Origin of the sequence: Butyrivibrio sp. YAB3001, assembly GCF_900112195.1 — a bacterium.
In the GTDB taxonomy this organism is placed as follows: Bacteria; Bacillota; Clostridia; order Lachnospirales; family Lachnospiraceae; genus Butyrivibrio.
Window position 1 is genome coordinate 21,933 of record NZ_FOKR01000007.1, and the last position, 18,082, is coordinate 40,014.

The 18,082-nt window shown below is 35.5% G+C and carries 15 protein-coding genes; 2 read left to right on the forward strand and 13 right to left on the reverse strand.

What is annotated here, in order from left to right; genetic code table 11:
- Position 1: 1 nt before the first annotated feature.
- From BM086_RS09140 to BM086_RS09170, 7 genes are all read right to left on the reverse strand, one after another.
- Positions 2-1,801: a hypothetical protein gene (locus tag BM086_RS09140; protein WP_092325722.1), complete on the reverse strand. Its 1,800-nt coding sequence runs from the start codon at positions 1,799-1,801 to the stop codon at positions 2-4.
- Positions 1,798-2,925, reverse strand: coding sequence for a glycosyltransferase (locus BM086_RS09145; protein WP_092325723.1), 1,128 nt, complete (start codon positions 2,923-2,925; stop codon positions 1,798-1,800). The genes BM086_RS09140 and BM086_RS09145 overlap by 4 nt, the downstream gene beginning before the upstream one ends.
- Complete coding sequence (locus BM086_RS09150) at positions 2,915-4,096, reverse strand: polysaccharide pyruvyl transferase family protein (RefSeq protein ID WP_092325724.1); 1,182 nt, start codon at positions 4,094-4,096, stop codon at positions 2,915-2,917. The genes BM086_RS09145 and BM086_RS09150 overlap by 11 nt, the downstream gene beginning before the upstream one ends.
- A complete protein-coding gene (locus tag BM086_RS09155) occupies positions 4,093-5,070 on the reverse strand; it encodes an acyltransferase family protein (protein WP_092325725.1) in 978 nt (325 codons plus the stop codon). Before BM086_RS09155 ends, BM086_RS09150 begins: the two co-directional genes overlap by 4 nt.
- 43 nt (positions 5,071-5,113) lie before the next feature.
- Entirely contained in the window at positions 5,114-5,839 is a 726-nt protein-coding gene (locus tag BM086_RS09160; protein ID WP_092325726.1) for an IspD/TarI family cytidylyltransferase, read from the reverse strand.
- A complete protein-coding gene (locus tag BM086_RS09165; protein ID WP_092325727.1) occupies positions 5,836-7,056 on the reverse strand; it encodes a CDP-glycerol glycerophosphotransferase family protein in 1,221 nt (406 codons plus the stop codon). Before BM086_RS09165 ends, BM086_RS09160 begins: the two co-directional genes overlap by 4 nt.
- Before the next feature lie 95 nt (positions 7,057-7,151).
- Positions 7,152-8,183: a glycosyltransferase family 4 protein gene (locus BM086_RS09170; protein ID WP_242952160.1), complete on the reverse strand. Its 1,032-nt coding sequence runs from the start codon at positions 8,181-8,183 to the stop codon at positions 7,152-7,154.
- 310 nt (positions 8,184-8,493) lie between these two features.
- On the opposite strand from BM086_RS09170, the gene BM086_RS09175 reads away from it, so the two are divergent.
- Positions 8,494-9,423, forward strand: coding sequence for a PD-(D/E)XK nuclease family transposase (locus BM086_RS09175; RefSeq protein ID WP_092325729.1), 930 nt, complete (start codon positions 8,494-8,496; stop codon positions 9,421-9,423).
- Between the two features lie 50 nt (positions 9,424-9,473).
- Here BM086_RS09175 and BM086_RS09180 read toward each other — a convergent pair whose 3' ends face one another.
- The gene (locus BM086_RS09180) at positions 9,474-10,076 is read right to left on the reverse strand and encodes a recombinase family protein (protein ID WP_092325730.1); all 603 of its coding nucleotides are present in this window, start codon (positions 10,074-10,076) and stop codon (positions 9,474-9,476) included.
- Between the two features lie 377 nt (positions 10,077-10,453).
- Positions 10,454-12,919, reverse strand: a complete 2,466-nt coding sequence (locus BM086_RS21710; RefSeq protein WP_092325873.1) for an IS1096 element passenger TnpR family protein — start codon at positions 12,917-12,919, stop codon at positions 10,454-10,456.
- A gap of 279 nt (positions 12,920-13,198) precedes the next feature.
- Between BM086_RS21710 and BM086_RS09190 the strand changes: the two genes are divergently transcribed.
- Positions 13,199-14,416, forward strand: a complete 1,218-nt coding sequence (locus BM086_RS09190) for an iron-containing alcohol dehydrogenase (RefSeq protein ID WP_092325731.1) — start codon at positions 13,199-13,201, stop codon at positions 14,414-14,416.
- A gap of 248 nt (positions 14,417-14,664) precedes the next feature.
- Here BM086_RS09190 and BM086_RS09195 read toward each other — a convergent pair whose 3' ends face one another.
- The 4 genes from BM086_RS09195 to BM086_RS09210 form a co-directional block, all read right to left on the reverse strand.
- The gene (locus BM086_RS09195; RefSeq protein ID WP_092325732.1) at positions 14,665-15,057 is read right to left on the reverse strand and encodes a pyridoxamine 5'-phosphate oxidase family protein; all 393 of its coding nucleotides are present in this window, start codon (positions 15,055-15,057) and stop codon (positions 14,665-14,667) included.
- A 113-nt stretch (positions 15,058-15,170) separates the two neighbouring features.
- Complete coding sequence (locus tag BM086_RS09200) at positions 15,171-16,214, reverse strand: LacI family DNA-binding transcriptional regulator (protein WP_092325733.1); 1,044 nt, start codon at positions 16,212-16,214, stop codon at positions 15,171-15,173.
- 3 nt (positions 16,215-16,217) lie between these two features.
- Entirely contained in the window at positions 16,218-17,189 is a 972-nt protein-coding gene (locus BM086_RS09205) for a carbohydrate ABC transporter permease (RefSeq protein WP_092325734.1), read from the reverse strand.
- Positions 17,182-18,081 carry a carbohydrate ABC transporter permease gene (locus BM086_RS09210; RefSeq protein ID WP_092325735.1) on the reverse strand — a complete coding sequence of 300 codons (900 nt, stop codon included), beginning with the start codon at positions 18,079-18,081 and terminating at the stop codon, positions 17,182-17,184. The genes BM086_RS09205 and BM086_RS09210 overlap by 8 nt, the downstream gene beginning before the upstream one ends.
- Position 18,082: the final 1 nt, after the last annotated feature.

Consider the following 18,082-nt stretch of genomic DNA (forward strand, 5'->3'; position numbering starts at 1 on the left):
CTTAATTTTTTAAATAGTTTTGAAGTAATGAACTAATCGAATCCCCCTTGTAATAGATATATTCATTATTGTCAAGTTGATAACACAAAATATCATTATTATCTTCGCACTCAGGTATTATTCCGTTAGTCAATATTATTATTTCTTCATTTGCAAGATTAGGCAGATTGGGAATGATGTGAACATCATAGCAATAGAACTGATATAAATACCAAATTTGATGATCGCTTTCTCGGTCAACATCAATTGAATTAATTTCTAACTTATTTTCTGTATTCTCTTTCAGATAATTAATTAAACTAACTCCTGCATCTGCATTTGTAAGCACACGTTCTTCTGCCTTTAATTCAATATTATTAAAAGCATATATTCTAGCCATACTCAGATATATAATTAGGAATATTGACATAATAATAGTAGAATGTTTTTTGTTAGCTACAAGTATCCAGAACAATGCAATCAATAACACAATCTGCATGGTAAAAACCCAATTATTTGAATCAACTTTTATACTGTAATCTAACGCTGTTATAGGTAAAAACATCAATGCTTTTTGGTTCGAAATATAAGGTAGTATCAACCAATGCCATAGAATGGTCATGATCATTATAAACATCCCTGACCACAAAGATATTTCCTTACGTTTCTTGGGATTTTCATGCCAAATGATTAGTCCAGTCATAGATATAGTCGGCACAGCAAAACCTGGATATCTCAAATAAGTAAAAGCTTTATAATGATAGAACCAATCAGTAGTTTCCGATTTGAAACCATAATATACATTATCTCCCCAGGTTAAAATCAATCCAATTAATATAATAAGGTAGCAAACTAAGCTGTATATACCAACAACATAAACTGATGAAATATCCTCATCATCTTTTTTTATACTTTTTCCGAATTGAATTATTATCGCTGTAAGTGCAATTGCAAACAAACAACACGATACCGCACACGTGGTATAATTTACTCCAAATAGAATCGAAAAAATCGACTTCAAATAATACTTATCTACCCCAATTCTTGATAAACCTATAACAACAGTATTAGTAACGGAAGTATTTCTTACCACACTTGTTCCGCTCCAAATTGAGTTTCTGTACATTTTAAGAAATGCTTTAATAATAACAGCTCCAATTATAAGAAGCACCGCATCCGATATACTTACTATCCTTTTCTTAGTTATAAGAAAATATACAATAGATATTGCTATTAAGCTCATAGCAAAAACAGCGGCTCTTTCATGAAGTGTCAAGGAATATAAACATAATATAATAAGAGCTATTCTGTACCTCAAATAATTGTGTTCTATTATCTCGAAAAGGCAATAAGAAATTAGCCAACATACAAGAATCAGCATTTCTTCATTTCGCATGGATGGTTGATACGTGCTGCAAAAACTCATACATCCACATACCATAGAAAAAAGCATTCGTTCAGTAGATTTTATTTCCGGAAAAAAATCATGAATTATCTTATTGCATACAATCGAAGAAAACCCAAGTATTATCGCCGAACCTAAAATCATGATTTTATAGATTAGTAGAGAATCAAGACCTAGTCGAAATAATGGCGCATATATAAACAAATATCCTATTCCATAATAACCTGCCTGAGATACAACATCAGACCAATCGAACCCCGCAATTCTGGGAGCAATACTGATTGCAGAAACTTCATCACTTGTTGTATAAATTCCTATAGTATTGGCTGATATATATATTCTTGTGGAACTTACTACTAAAAAAATCAAAAACAATTCAATTATTCTTTTTAAAACATCTTTTTTTATTATCTTCATTTGATTCCATAGATATCCTTTAAATCTTTTACAGCATTTTCGGAGTTAAATTTTGAATTTACTCCTTTCGCACTATTACTACTCCTTTCAAATATTGATTGTCCTGTTTTTATTAGAGAATTAATTTCATAGCACCATGCTTCTGTATTATTAATTGGTAAATAACTAACACAGTCTAGGATTTTTACTTCCTCTGTCATTACATCTGACAATACACATGGAAGCCCTGCCGCTTGAGCCTCTATTGCAGCATTTCCAAACCCTTCCCATTTACTTGGCATTAGGAATACATCTATAGCCTGCAACCATTTATCTATCTGATCACTCGTCCCCATAAAATACACTTTTTTTTCAAGATTAAGACTCTTTACTCTATCCTTTAGTTCTTTTTCTTTTTTTCCACTACCAAACAATAACAGAGCATAGTCATTATCTACATCAGATAAATCTTTCATTACATCAATTAAAAACTCAAAATTCTTTTGTTCATTCAATTTTCCAACAGCACCTAACACTTTTTTATCAGAAATACTGTCCATTGACATCCGATACTCAGATCTGATTTCATTATCAAATGCAAATTTATTCAAAGGAATTGCATTGGGAATAACTTTCCCACTTCTTTTAGCATTTTCTGAACCAATCAGCCATCGAATAGCATTTTGAGAACACCCTGCTATCTGGGATGCATTATGATATATATATGACCGCATTATATTGTGAACGCCTTTACTAATAAAACTCTTTTCAAGACCTGTATTTCTAGAGTGGGAAATAATTCTTTTTATCCTATTTTTCTTTGCAAAATAAATGGCAATACAGTGTAAATAAATAGCTCCAGTATTTATATGAACAATATCAATACTATTATTTGCAAGTATCCTCTTTAGATCCTGCACTATAGCAGAATACTTCCGCCAGGAATCCGCATGATTTCCACTAATGATCTCTATATCATATTTTCCAAATTCATCATAAAAACATTTATCGATAACCTTTCCTGGTGAATACCAAATAAAGTGCAAATCTTCATCCTTCAATTGATTCAGCCATTGCAACAAGACAGTTTGAATGCCGCCTCTCCCAATATTTCCAGCTGTTATAAATAAAATATTAGTTTTCAAATGATTTCTCCTTACTAAGCCCCAATAAAAACTCGTCTATTGCATCTTGTGTTGCACTTTTCAACTGTTTTTTTCTATCTTGATCAAATTCATAGCCATTAGAATATAAATATGCCAATTTTTGAGCCATCCTAATACCATCCAGGTCTGCAGCAGTAAAAAACAATTGCTCTGTTCCCGTAGCTCTTGAGAAATCCACTATTTTATCATCCCAAAAAAAGCCTGCAAAAGGGATATCCATAGAATAGGCGGATATACATGCGTGCAATCTTGCTCCCAAAATAACTTTATAACCAGAAATAATGTCTAATAATTCCATCTGATTTTTAGGAATACGTATCTCTTTTTCTGACTTTTTTAGACCAATTAAAACTTTTTTTCCAAAAAGAGTATCTAAAGGCAATCCATTTGAAAAAAGTTCCCATGCTATACCATTTCGTTCCAATTCTTGTATCAGCGTAATATAAATATCTAACAGCTGGTTATAAGATATATCTCCTCCATACAATGAAATAATGCTTCCAACAATTACATTTATTCCAACCTTTTCTTTAGGATTCTTTTTAACTCCGTAGCATTCTGGAATAAAAAAAGCAGAATCACCAACTCGCTCACATTCTATTCTCTCTGGAATCCGATAATCATTTCTAAGTTTTTCAACCCCTCCCCAAAAATCACGCGTAGATATCTTTATAACATTTTCACTCACCATATGTTTTCTTAAGTACATGCATCTATAGTCATTAGCATCAAACTTTTGTATATTACTTCCGCTAAACATAATAGGCTTATCATATTTATTTGCGATATCGACAGCTAATGAATAATATGCCCATAGTTTTTGGGTTCCATATTTAATACTGCCACAAGCAAATATAAGAGCATCACAATCCTTAATTTTTGATGAATAAACATTAAAACATCTAAGAAATGCAGCAATTTTGACGCAATAAGCAGATATCGTAGACTTTTTATCAAACTTAGATATTCCAATAAAAAGGTAATATAGTATTTTTTTCAGAAAAGACATTTTGGGTTCGAAAGATTCTATGGAAATGTCATACTCACATTTTTTGTCGTTATGATTAACGATATACTCTGTACAATCAGCAATAAGTTCTTCACCAAAATTATTAATTCCAGTTATACCCATGAGCAGAATTTTTTTCATTTTTTAGAAGCACTGCCTTTCTCAATCAAAGATACTTTATGTACAAATGTGCCATACATAATTGTTAATATAAAAATAAGCAAAAGATTTATAAGTTCAGTTAATTCAAGCCCCCAAGGTCCTTTGAACAGCCATATCAGAGCAACGTGAACAAGATAAAACTCCAATGAGTGTTCGCCAAAAAACATCAAAAGTTTATTCATAAAAGCTATTTTCGATATATAAGGATAAATACGAATAAATATCATAATGATGGCAATTGCAATCATTACTTGAACTGAACGATTTAATATATGATTACCAAGCAAACGAAGCGGCTGAGCCAATAATGTCGTGAGTATTATGATAATAAAGCTGCGTTTGGTCACCTTTAGCTGCGTATCCCCCCATTTTTGAAGGAAAAAACCGATGAGATATGGAGTTACACGTGGTATTGCCAAATGAGCATTGACGAAAAATGTGTTAAAACAAGCATTCAACACAAATGGAAATACGATTGATACTAAGACAATAACTACTCCCATACATTTCGAGTTGCAATGATTAAATATCGGGGATAGCAGGTACATAAGAATAATAAAGTAAAGATACCAAAATCTTTCATCACCAAACATCCAAAATGATAATCCAGTAATATCAAGAAAAAAGCGGCATACACCATGTTCTTCTACATTGAGAAAAAAATCCCTATAAGCAAAAAAAGGAGTACAAATGAGAATAATAGCCGGAAACAATCTTCTCATTCTTCTAATAAAATAATCTAAAACATTTCCTTTAGTTAGAGAAAATGCTATACCCATCCCTGATAATATACAGAAAATTGAAACACCAACAGAACCAAATAGGCTATTGAATAAACCAAATGGAATGTATTTCCAGTTTCCATAATTACAAAAATGTAAATATATTATCCAAATTGTAGCCAATCCCATTAATTGCTTTCTATATTTCGATATATCTCCAATAATATCCACTTTATTCCCCCATTTGAGTGCATATTAAAGCACATCATTCAACTCATCCAATCTGCTCCTGCATTTTTAATATTTCATTTGCTTCAAATACAGATCTCATCGTAAATATATCTTGTGGAGTCGTTACCTTTATATTCTCAATAGGGCCATCAACTAGATGAAGTTTTGCCCCATAATGCTGCATTAAAGTGCAACTATCAATAAAATCATTTCTATTTTCAGCTCTTGCTTTTTCATGCGCAGCCATAATGTCATCCAAGTAAAAACTTTGCGGTGCCTTTGCCAGCCTAGAATTACTACGCTCAGGAACTTCTTCAATGAGTGCATCTTCATTTACAACTAATATTGTTTCTGTTACTTTGGTGGTAGTAATTGCGGAACCATGTTTTTTCACCGAAGCAATATTATCTGATATTAGTTTTTCCGTGATAAAAGGTCTTACTCCATCATGAATAAGGACAACAGCTTTCTCATAAGCAATTGCCTTAGCAGCCATTAACCCGTTGTATATTGATTCCTGACCTGTTGCTCCACCCATTACTACACTTTTAACCTTAGTAATGTGATATTTAGCAAGAAGACTATTCATATGTGGAATCCAGTCTTTAACACAAGCAATCACAATAGCATCTATCTCACTATGATTTTCAAATTTTTCAAGAGTATGTATAATTACTGGCTTTCCATATACTTCAAGAAATTGCTTAGGCAAATCCTTTGTATGCATTCTCCTGCCTACACCGCCAGCAAATATTACTGCAATATTCATTTTCTTTTTCCACCATTCTCAATAAAATCAAGGATATAGTTCACAGCTAATTCAGATGCCTTGCCCGTTTCACAAAGCCCCACTTTCTCATGAAGTTTTACAACATTTTCCTTGTACATATCCAAATCAAATTCCCGAACATTATCAAATAATTCCTTATTATTTCTTGCAACCGGGAAAGGAAGATCATTTATCTTCCAATAATTTCCTCTATCATTTTCAAATTCATCCAAATCAGGTGCATAGATGAAACATGGCTTTGGCTTTGTTATAAAGTCGAACATACAGCTTGAATAATCTGTGATAAGGCAGTCTGATGCTACCAACAAATCTTGCATCACAGTATATTCAGTAGCATTGAGGATATTTCCACCTATTTTTAAATTCTTAGCATCACTGATATTCTGAGGATGTAGTCTTACTAAAATGCACCAGCTTTCTTTTGTAACTTCCTCTAAAACTTTTTCTAATCCTTGAAGATCTATTGTGAAGAAATCAACAGATAGTGTTGATCTGTACGTTGGCGCATATAAAAGTATTTTTTTGTTTCCGATATTAAAGAATTCTTTTACCTTATTAACAATTTCATTCTGATTTTCATTAAAAAAAACATCATTTCGCGGGCTACCGATTTCAAGCATATTATTCTTAAAGCCAAAAGCTCTTCGATAAATCTCACTAGTCATTTTGCTATTTGAAATCATAGCGTCTGTTATTCTTGAATTAGATGGGAATAGAACTTTATCAATCATTCCTGAGCTATTATCAACATCCAAGCCAATCTTTTTTATCCCATAACTCCCGTGCCAAGTCTGTAAGTACAATTGTTCTTTTCTCTTACGTACTCCAAACTCTTTTGTATTTGAATCTACCCACACTTTTGCTGTCACAAGCTCGAATGCCCGATTAAAATAGCTATGTTCTGCTCTCTTTACATAATTAGGAACTTCAATATTTTGATTTCCATTTAACAACCAAACAATTTCAAAGTCTGGCCTAATTCTATGTAATGCCTGTGATATCTCCATTGGATTATCACCATATCGGCTTCCCTTCATGTTGCAAAAAACAATTTTCTTCTTATTTATAGGTAAAATCCTCAAAATAAGATAAACACATGATGTTAGCGCCCCCGAAACCAAGAAGCATATATAAACAATCACTTGAAAAAACGCATTACTGGCATATACTTTTTTAATTGTTTTATAAATCCCCATACATTCTTCTCATTTCCTGGTTTAGTCATGTATCACATATGCTTTTTTCATAGAGTGCAAATAACACATTTATTTCTATGATTGTCTTTTTCCTCTTAATTAATCGCTGATATAAGCTTTTCTTCTCTATTCACAGACCAATTTCTAATCTTCTTTGCCAAATCCATAGCATTTCCCATCTCAACAAATATATGAGACTCATCTTCCTGGAAAAGCTCTCTGTTTCCGGAACTGTTGCCAAGAATCATTGCTTTTCCCATTGCTTCATATATATATGCTTTACCTGGGATAGTCCTGTCAGCCTTTTTAATTTCTTTATTAAAGTGACCTGCAAGGCAGAGATCCGCATCTGCAATGTGGTTTGCCAGTTCTTCTTGGGATAACCAGTCTATGTATTTCACATTATCCTGAATCGGTTTATTGTATTTCTGAGGTATAGGCCCGATTACTTCGAAAGCGATATTTGCGTTATCTTTCAAAAGCCTTATTGCATCCAGTACTATATCCACCCCTTGTAATGGGAGAATGCTTCCAAAGTACAAGACCTTCACTTTATCGTTTGGATAATTTATGTTTTTTGTAACTCGTGGATAATATATGTTTTGATCAGCTTCCAGATAAATTGTTTCTGTTTTCCTTTGGTCAGCGCCAAACTCTTCTACAAAGAACTTTGCATGCGCTTTGGTATCAGTAATAATGTAATCAGCTTTCCTTATTGTTACTTCATCAAGCTTGTGGCTGAGAAAAGCAATAAATCCGCCTTTGCGAAACAATTTTCTATCGCAAATTAATGTGTCATAGACAGAGATAAAGAAATCTATTATGATTTGTTTACCCTTGAACTTCCTTCCTAAGAATGGAAGGACTAATTGTGGAGCAAAGCCAATAAAAATAACATCACAGTCTTGGATGGTTGATCCAGAAGATGCTCTTTTACGTCTGCTTTTTAGAATTTGTCCCCAAACATCAATAATTCTTAAGGCATAGTTTTTCTTAACAGAATGAATAATCTTTAATTCATCTGCATTTTCCTTAAGAATTCTGATTTCCTGTGTATTTCGAATGTAATCTATATTTTTTGTGGTAATAAAAAGGACTTTTTTACCCTTGACACTGTTTTCAAGCATTTCCCCGCTCCTCATAGTGTCCAAAAAGGTGTACTTTTTTGGACACCTGAAACAGGTGTTTTTTGCAGTCTATATGCTGCTTTCTGATGGATTTGGTTATCCACCAATAAAACTGTCTGGTATAACGTTCTTGTATGTGGGATATGTAGTGGAATTATTAAGAAAGATTAAGAATTTTTTTCTTGCATGTTCACGGAAACTGATGTTAAAATTCTTTCTGTGCTCTTTTCAGAGCAGAATGTCACATTCGTGGCATAGTCAGCGATATCGCTGCATTTTCCAAACTTATTTTTATTGAAAGGATTTTTTAATGAGTAGTAACAATCTTAATATCAGTTCCTATCAGAATGCAACAGGAACAATCGAATTCTCACTTACAAGTGATATCATGCTTCATTACGTAATGCAGCAGTCAAAACGGGCACTTAAAGGACTCGTATGCTCTCTTAAAGGAATTGATCCAAGTATGGTAAAGGATATTCTTGTCCAAAACCCTATTGATCTTAATGCTCTGCAAAAAGAAACGGTCATGGATTTAAAGCTTCTCCTCAACAATGGAGAGATCCTTAACATTGAACTTCAGATGTATACTGATAAATACTGGATTCTAAGATCCATATTATACCTATGCAGAGCCTTTGACAGTTTGAAAGAAGGCGAGGATTACAGTCATCTTATGCCTACAACTCATTTTTGTATAACGAATCAGGAACTTTTTCCTGATAATCCGGAATTTTATGCACATTTCCTGTTAATGAACACAAAAAATCATATTCCTTATACTAAAAATTTCGCTCTCAACGTGCTACAATTGAACCATACAGACCTTGCAACAGATGAAGATATAAACAATAATGTTGTTTATTGGGCAAAGTTATTTAATGCCACTACATGGGAAGAGTTCAAAGCCCTAGCAAAAGGCAACGATGCTATCGAGGAGGTGGGAGACTTGATGTACACAATAAATGCAGATGATCAGACCAGAGAAATTCTTGAAGGACAGCGCCGCTATCGCGAACAGAGTGCTTCACAATACACCGCTGGGTTTACTGACGCTGAGGAGCAGTTAATGCCTATTATTGAAGAGGATAAGGTTATAATGGCGAATCAAAATGCCACTATTGCTAATCAAGAGGCCATAATTGCTGATAAGGATGCCACGATTGCTGATCAAGATATTGCCCTGGCAAATTTGAATTTACTGCTTCAAAAATATAAGGATAAGTATGGTGAAATCTAGCACTATAGGGGGCAATCAGTATGATTGCCCCCTTAATTATTATACAGGAATTAAATAACACCCGCTTCTTTTACTTTATTGTAAAATGTCGACTTTTTCATCTTACATTTCTTTGCGCCTTCCCTAATTGAGCATTCATTATTTTTAAGTAAAAGACATACTTCTGAAAAATCACGCGGCAATTTTGTTTTAGGTCTACCAAATTTTACGCCTCTGTTCTTAGCTGCTATGATTCCTTCTCTTTGCCTTGTCCTTATATTATTGCGCTCATTCTCTGCAACAAATGATTGTATCTGCAAGATAAGATCACTGATAAAAATCCCAATAAAATCTTTTGACTCTCTTGTATCTAAAAGGGGCATATCTAAAACCACGATATCCGCATGCATGTCCTTAGTTATCTTCTTCCATTGAACTATTATTTCCTCATAATTTCTCCCAAGCCTATCTATGCTTGAAATATAGAGGGTATCATTTTCATGAATATTTGCAATCATTTCATTATATTTAGGTCGATTAAAATCTTTGCCTGATTCTTTATCAATAAAAATATCGTCTGGCTTTACTCCAATTTTTAACAACAAATCAATTTGCCTGTTTTCATTCTGATCACGACTGCTTACCCTGGCATAACCTATTGTTCTTGAACTCATAAGTACCTCCAACCCAAGAAACTGCAGCGGTAATCTGTTACAAATAGTATTCATTCTTTGATAAAGACTTAAGAATGTATTCCTATTGGAAATATCACCGTAGTTTCTTGCCTACAAATAGATTTATTAAAGTAACATTTTATATTTCGTATAGAAGCCACCTCTTATTGAGACAATTTTTCCAATATATCGTTATTTTTAAAATAGACTATTGCACTATTTTAGTTTTTGGGATAGAATACAAATCGAGCTTGTCCAAAAAAGTACACTTTTAGGGACAGGCTCTTTTTTTAATAGTATAAAAATACACAGCTTTCAGTCTAATTACTAAAAGCCGCGCATTTATCAAATGTATTCAATTACATTCCACCATATCCCTAATCATATATTTCCTTGCCCATACAGCATTTCTTGAATTTCTTGCCGCTGCCACAAGGACATGGATCATTTCTACCAATCTTAGGATGTTCACGAACAACAGGCTGCTGCACTACATCAAAATCATCTTCACCCCATAGATTAAAATCGTTTACATCATCATGAAATGGGAGTTCTGAATCAATATAATTGGGGATAATTCCCTTATCAATCATCTTAAGCATCCGGTTTACTTCTGTAGACAGGCTTGAATCCAACTTTTTCATCCTATGAAGCAAAAATTTGCTCTTATCCTTCATATCAAATGCAAGGAAAAGATCCACCATCATAGCCATTAGCTCAAGATTCTCAGGATATTTATTTAGCATGACCTCTGCGCGCTGTGCATACTCTTCTTTCTTATCCTTCATCTTATCAGTAAGCTGTAATTCATACAGCTCCCACTGGATATCTTCCGGGAAATTAAGAAGATGCGCCTTGGGTCCCTTGCTCTTTTTACCATTTGTGCCAAACTTGGTTATAGGTAGTTCCGGAGGCCTCTGACCTGTCAGTTCGAAATACTCATATCTGGAATGCCCCATCAAATGCGGAATTCCTGTCTCAAGCACACAACTTGAACTTATCATCCAGTACTGGGATAGAATAAAGGGATTATCTGTTGGATATATATCACACAATACATCAAACAACTCTGTCGCATCACAACCATCAAGAGTCTTCATGAAAAGATATTCCATATTTTGCCCAATTTCATCCGAATCAAGCTGTAATTCCTGTTCAAAAAGCCCTTCCATATCTTCCCAGCAAAAATAACTCTCGCACATATCACTGCTGGAAACATTTGGATCGTTCTTGGTAAATGGCCTGTAATCCACATCAGAGCTAAGCTTATTCTTGCGATATTCCATAACAGACTGTGCATCTATTCCCGGCGCAACAACATATGATTCTCCTGCCAAATAATCTGTTGCTGTTGACAACCTGCTAGGCATGGTGCAGTGAAGATATGTTTTGATTATAGTATCCTTAGAATCAACATCTTTTCCCCATATATCCTTGATAATAGGCGCAAGTCTGTTAATCTCAACTACACCATAATTACGCATAAGACCACCTATCTGACGGTCAAATTTTTCAAGTTCTTTATAAATCTTCTTGCCTGATGTCTTGTAAACTTCGCGTATGGCTTCAACAGCCTTGTCAGCATCTTCAGCAAATTTTATCTGGACCTTTGTCCCCTTTTCTTTTACCTCAATTATTCCCATAAGAAGACTTACAATAATAGCAAACTCTACTTCATCAGGAATAAATTCGCTAAATTCTATATCACTGATATCACCACTAAATAGCTGAAAAAGAACCTCCACTTCATCTTTTGCATACATATAAAGATAATACTGTGGATTTTCACCAAGTACTTCCAGAATTTTCTTGATTCGTGAAAGCTTTTTGGTCCCACTTGTATCAGGAATCTGAAAATATTTCATGTAATTCTTAATGTCAATATCTCGCAGATTCAGCATTAAATCCTGCATGGAATTTCTGGATTTTTCAACAGTAACATCTTTCCAGTTACTATAATCAAATATAGTCTTAAGCTTTGCTTCACCATTGTTACTATGCTCCAAAAACTCATAGTAATCGTCAACATTGTCGTCACCATATGTATCCCGCAGGCTTTCATCGAATTGACGCTTTGTATCCACATATTTTTCAATAGTATCGCCAAGCTTTTTTATGGCATCCTTAATCTCTTTATCATTAGCTTTCTTACCGGCTTTTTTCTTACTTCCAGGAACACTCTCCTTACCGGATGGTACCACTACCTGGTCAAGATTAAGTGACGCTCTTATATCGTTTTCTTTATAGAGTAAATCTACTTCCTTTATGGGTTTGATCTTTTTCTTTGTCTTTTTATACTTGGCAAGCTCCTGATTTACAAGTTCCATATCATAGTGAGCACCACTTATTTCATCAAACCATTCCTTGACTTCCTCATATTCAGGATCGTCAGGATGCTCAAGCACATCCAACATATGGTAATACCCCCATATGCCGCCACAGTCCTCAGGAGGAGTATCACCCTTAAATTTAAGCACCATCGGATAATTATACTCGTAGTCCTCTAATACTTTCTCAATCTGAACTTTATGCTTCCAGTCATCACCAAAGTCATACCAATAGGTAAAAGACTTAGCCTCATCAAAAAACTCATCAATAAGATGCTCTGAAGAATCAAGCTCCACTTCATCCCAGCGACTGCCGATATAATCACCCGCATTCTCAATAAGAGTTACACCCAGGCTTTCAAATGTATACTGGCTAAGATGTCCTTCCCACCAGCCAATAATTTTATGGAAAAGAACTGTCAGCTGTGAAAAACTAATCCCTGCAGGAACAATACATCTTCTCCATATTGGCGGCTTAGACCCTTTTATTGTTATCTTTAACTGATATGCCTTCATATCGCCAAACCCCTTAATTTGTATTCTGTAAAACACCTATTTCTTCATATTACTGTAATGTCACAATTTTATCAATTGAACTTTATGATGTCGACCTCATATATTTACATTTGCCTCTTGCATCACTTTATTAGTAAGTGGACTCCCAAAGCCCTTACGTCAATATGACCAAATTTCAAAAAATCAAGATTTGATTTATGTGAAATATGCCTATATAATAATATACAGGTGGTTACGTTATTTTTTTAACAGATATTATTTTATAGGAGGTATTTAGGTATGGCACGTTTTACTCTGCCCAGAGACATCTATCATGGAAAGGGCGCTTTGGAAGCTCTTAAAACTTTTGAAGGAAAAAGGGCAATGATCTGCACTGGCGGCGGATCAATGAAAAGGGGAGGATTCCTGCAGAAGGTTGAAGATTATCTTAAGGAAGCAGGAATGGAAGTTGAACTGTTTGAAGGCATCGAGCCTGACCCATCAGTTGAGACTGTAATGAAGGGTGCAGAAGCTATGCAGAAATTCCAGCCTGACTGGATTGTTGCTATCGGTGGCGGTTCACCTATAGACGCAGCTAAGGCTATGTGGATCAAGTATGAATATCCTGATACTACTTTTGAAGATATGTGCAAGGTATTTGGTCTTCCGAAACTCCGCACAAAGGCTAAATTCTGTGCTATTTCTTCTACATCCGGCACAGCTACTGAGGTAACAGCTTTCTCAATTATCACTAATTATCAGAAGGGTATTAAGTATCCTATCGCAGATTTCGAGATCACACCTGATGTTGCGATTGTTGACCCTGAGCTTGCACACACAATGCCTAAGAAGCTCGTAGCTCATACAGGTATGGATGCTATGACACACGCTGTAGAGGCGTATGTTTCAACAGCTAACTGCGATTATACCGATCCTCTTGCAATCCATGCAATAGAGATGATCATGGATAATCTTGTTAAATCCTACAATGAAGATATGGACGCTAGAGATGCAATGCACAACGCTCAGTGTCTTGCAGGAATGGCATTCTCAAACGCTCTTCTTGGTATTGTACACTCAATGGCTCACAAGACTGGTGCTGTTTTCGCTGATCTTGGAGCACACATCATCCATGGTGCTGCAAATGCTATGTACCTGCCAAAGGTTGTAGCTTTCAACGCAAAAGATCCTGTAGCAAAACAGCGTTATGGCGTTATCGCTGATTACATGCACCTTGGTGGCTCAAATGATGATGAAAAGGTTAAACTTCTCATTGAATATCTGCGCAAGATGAACGATGACCTCAATATTCCTCACAGTATCAATCATTACGGCGCTGATGGACTTCCAGCTGAAGTTGGATTTGTTCCCGAGGATATTTTCCTTGAAAGGCTTCACGATATAGCAGCTAATGCTATTCTTGATGCATGTACAGGTTCCAATCCTCGTCAGCCTAGTCAGGAAGAAATGGAAAAGCTTCTCAAGTGCTGCTACTATGATACAGAAGTTGATTTCTGATGAAGCGCTAAATTATTCATTACTGTAGCAAAACTATTCAAATGACATATTAAAAAACGAGTAGGATGCTGTCATATACAGCTATCTTACTCGTTTTCTGTCATAGAAATACTAATATACTAATTAAAATACCCATTAAAAAAACTATATATAATCTTACACTAATCACTAATTTAATGATGTCAGGATTCTTGAATCACATTCTATAGAATCACTTTTTATCTTTACATCATTTAATTATTCTCTACTCAGAACTTCTCCACTTCAGGTTCATGTGTAAAAGAACTGAATGTAGCTGTAGCGTCCTTAATGTAGAATACTTCAGTATTTCCGTCATCAGCCTTATACATTCCCTGAAGAGAAGGATAAGCATCAAGCATGGACTGCTTAGCTTCCAGTCTGTCATCCTCTACAAGAGTTCCTGCAACGCGGAGCCATTCTCCACCCTTAAATGCGCAGATTTCAACCTTAGGATTAGCATGGATCTGTTTGGATACATCTTTTACCTTTCCGGTCTGAATATACAATTTTCCTTCGAAAATATGAGCAGTTCCGAAAGGACGTACCTTTGGCTGATCCCCATCAACGGTTGCAAGGTAATAAGTGCCTGCTTCTTTTAAAAACTTCTCAACTCTCTCCATCAAAATACCTCACTTTCCTAATGAATATTTATTGTCACAACAAAATTATACATTCATTTCATATAAAAATCCCCAAAAGCATCTAAAGAATGTCATTGGGGATTGTATATCTTTTATATCGCTGTCGATTCTCTCTTTACATACTTGCTGTTAACATAGAGCTGAGAATCATGCTTACCTCCGGCACCACTCTCAATTACGTCAAGTATGATGCTTATGACATATTTGGCGTACTCGTCATAATCGCAGCCAATACTGGAGAGGCTTGGTGACATCATCTCTGACAGATACGTATTATCAAATCCCACCACGGAAACATCTTCAGGAACCTTATAACCACGCTTTATAAGGCCTTTCTCGACTCCGATGGCAACTGATTCATTTATTCCCACGATAAAAGTTGGAATATCCATACCATACTCATCTATCAGCAGTTCAACACACTTTTCACCGCCATAACTGTCAAAGTTGTCATATTCAAGAATCTTTCGATTTTCAGCAGGCACATTTAGTCTGCGCAGAGTAACCTCAAACTGCTTCCATTTATTAAAGGTTGGGATATATTTTTTATCTCCGCCGACAATCGCAAACTTGCGATAACCCTTCGCGTAAGCCTCAACAAGCATTGAATCAAGCGCGCTATCATCATTTACCTGGACAGAAATAAATCTTCCATCCACTGAATTGCCATTTGTGATAATTGGAATGCTTTTTCCAACCTTTTCAAGGACTTCCAGCAGATCCTGCGGTATCTCGTACAGGTCTGTAGGTCCGCCCACATGAAGTAAAACGTCAACCTGCTTTTGCTCCAAAAGAGCTATCTGCTTTACCGAAGAGGAATTATCATTGTAATAGTTACAGAGAATTACGTTGTAATCATGCTTTAGCGCTTCTCTCTCAAGCATGGTGAACATAGTCGCATAAAAAGGGTTAATGACATCAGGAACCAGCATTCCGATAGTGCCACTTCTTCTTGTCGTTAAGCCCTTTGCAAACGCATTGGGCTTAAAACCGCTTTCCTCTATGACTTTCAGTATTCTGTCCTTTTTTTCCTTGGCCACATACCCTGAGCCATTCATGGCTCTTGAAACAGTAGTGCTGGAAACCCCCGCCATTTTGGCTATATCATATATAGTCAGCTTACCTTTTTCATCCATAGATTATCCTACCAATCCGGAATTCTCCATATTTTGAACAAGCCTTCTCTGTCCGATAAGGTATACAATAAGTAACGGTATCAGATAAACTAGAACCCCCGCCTGTTTAACTGCATCAAAAGCAAAATCGTTAACTGTAGGTATACCAAACCATGCCTGAACCGCATTCAGTACATATGTCTTATTGGCACTGACAAATGTCTTGGACAAAAGAGTGCTCATAAGACCTGCATTTGAACTAAAGTAGTTAGTATAGTAAACATCAGAATAATTCCATACAAATGACAATATCGAAACAGTTGATATTATTGGCATTGCATTAGGAACCATGATCCTGAAATAGGTCCTGAAAAATCCGCAGCCATCCATTCCTGCAGCCTCTTCAAGTTCTTTTGGAATATTTCTAAAGAACTGGGCAAAGAGGAATATGAAAAGACTCTGATTTACACCAAATCCAAAAATTGCCAAAAGCACCAGTGTGATAGGATTGTCTATAAGGTCAACTTCTCCGGCTTTTGTGAAGATATTCATTATGCCAAGGAAGTCAAAATGCTTAAAGAAAATGTACTGTGCAAGAAGAAGTGACTGTCTTGGAACAAGGAATACCAATATCACAAGGAAATATGCCACTTTACTGAATACAAATTTTACTCTCGCCATGGCGTAACCAACCATTGCTGAGAAGAAAACCTGAAGCACCATGATTCCCGCAGCGTACAAAACTGTTTTTAAAAGTGTAAAGATGCCGGCAGGCATTACAAATCTTGCCGCAGCCTTAAAACTTGTCACAGAAAACTTCTGTGGAAGCCAGATAACATTTGGATTTCCCAAGTCTTCAATCGATGAGAAAATTGTTGGCACCAGTTTGATCAGTGGATAAAGAATTGAAAAACACAAGCCCGCTATCAGCAATATGATAAAGACATTCATCAATATCTTTTTTACCTTTTGTGAAATAAAATAGGTATTACTCATAACGTTTTACCACCTTCCCTAAAATCAGCGCCACAACTGCAAGCACCAATAAAACGTTCAAAATATAAACAACCGAGAGTGCTGAACCAATTCCAATCTTGTTCTGCTCAAAAGCAAAGCTGTAAACTTCTTTTGCTATCTGAGATTCCAGGAAAAGCTCAACGATAGTATAAACAACCACGAACATGATGATATGCATGATTGAAGGAATTGTAACCTTCCAGAAAGTCTCATATGCTGTTGCGCCTTCAATCCTTGCAACCTCGTACAAACTAGGTGAGATTGACTGCAGCGCTGTCAGATATATAAGTGTCTGAACACCTGCATGGCTTATAAGATCAAAAATGTTATCAACATAGCCCATGATAGGATTCAAAATTCTGAGCGGTATTCCGGTATAGTTAAACAGAAGAACTGACACGAAACTCTCTGAAAAAAGACCTCCGCCTGTTTCTGTAAGCTCAGAACCAGTTGTCATGGCAAGCATATCTGTAACAAGCGAAAGACCTAAGATAATCGGTAAAAAGAAGATCATTCTTACTATCGCTCTTCCCTTGAACTGCTTGTTGGCAAGAAGTGCCATAAATAAACTGAATACTGTGATAAGCGGCACTGCTGTAAGCATGTCCATGTTCTGATTGGCAAAAAGCTCTGTCAATGTCTTTGAATCTGTTGTAACCTCAGTTTTAAACAGGTCAAAATAGTTTTTTAAACCATTATAGGTAAATTCCATTCCTCCGTTTGAACCGACAGAAACGCTCTGGAATGAGTAAAAGAACGTCCTGACGATCGGAATCAGGAAAAACATTATAAAACCAATGAAAAATGGAGACAAAAATATAAATCCGTATATATTTCTGCGCATGTTTCTGGTCATCTTAAGTTTTTTCATC

What these genes read in the sequence shown, in the direction of transcription:
- BM086_RS09140 (WP_092325722.1), bottom strand. Translation starts at nt 1,801, where the DNA reads ATGAAGATAATAAAAAAAGATGTTTTAAAAAGAATAATTGAATTGTTT.
- BM086_RS09150 (WP_092325724.1), bottom strand. Translation starts at nt 4,096, where the DNA reads ATGAAAAAAATTCTGCTCATGGGTATAACTGGAATTAATAATTTTGGT.
- BM086_RS09160 (WP_092325726.1), bottom strand. Translation starts at nt 5,839, where the DNA reads ATGAATATTGCAGTAATATTTGCTGGCGGTGTAGGCAGGAGAATGCAT.
- BM086_RS09165 (WP_092325727.1), bottom strand. Translation starts at nt 7,056, where the DNA reads ATGGGGATTTATAAAACAATTAAAAAAGTATATGCCAGTAATGCGTTT.
- BM086_RS09170 (WP_242952160.1), bottom strand. Translation starts at nt 8,183, where the DNA reads ATGCTTGAAAACAGTGTCAAGGGTAAAAAAGTCCTTTTTATTACCACA.
- BM086_RS09175 (WP_092325729.1), top strand. Translation starts at nt 8,494, where the DNA reads ATGAGTAGTAACAATCTTAATATCAGTTCCTATCAGAATGCAACAGGA.
- BM086_RS09180 (WP_092325730.1), bottom strand. Translation starts at nt 10,076, where the DNA reads ATGAGTTCAAGAACAATAGGTTATGCCAGGGTAAGCAGTCGTGATCAG.
- BM086_RS21710 (WP_092325873.1), bottom strand. Translation starts at nt 12,919, where the DNA reads ATGAAGGCATATCAGTTAAAGATAACAATAAAAGGGTCTAAGCCGCCA.
- BM086_RS09190 (WP_092325731.1), top strand. Translation starts at nt 13,199, where the DNA reads ATGGCACGTTTTACTCTGCCCAGAGACATCTATCATGGAAAGGGCGCT.
- BM086_RS09195 (WP_092325732.1), bottom strand. Translation starts at nt 15,057, where the DNA reads ATGGAGAGAGTTGAGAAGTTTTTAAAAGAAGCAGGCACTTATTACCTT.
- BM086_RS09200 (WP_092325733.1), bottom strand. Translation starts at nt 16,214, where the DNA reads ATGGATGAAAAAGGTAAGCTGACTATATATGATATAGCCAAAATGGCG.
- BM086_RS09205 (WP_092325734.1), bottom strand. Translation starts at nt 17,189, where the DNA reads ATGAGTAATACCTATTTTATTTCACAAAAGGTAAAAAAGATATTGATG.
- BM086_RS09210 (WP_092325735.1), bottom strand. Translation starts at nt 18,081, where the DNA reads ATGAAAAAACTTAAGATGACCAGAAACATGCGCAGAAATATATACGGA.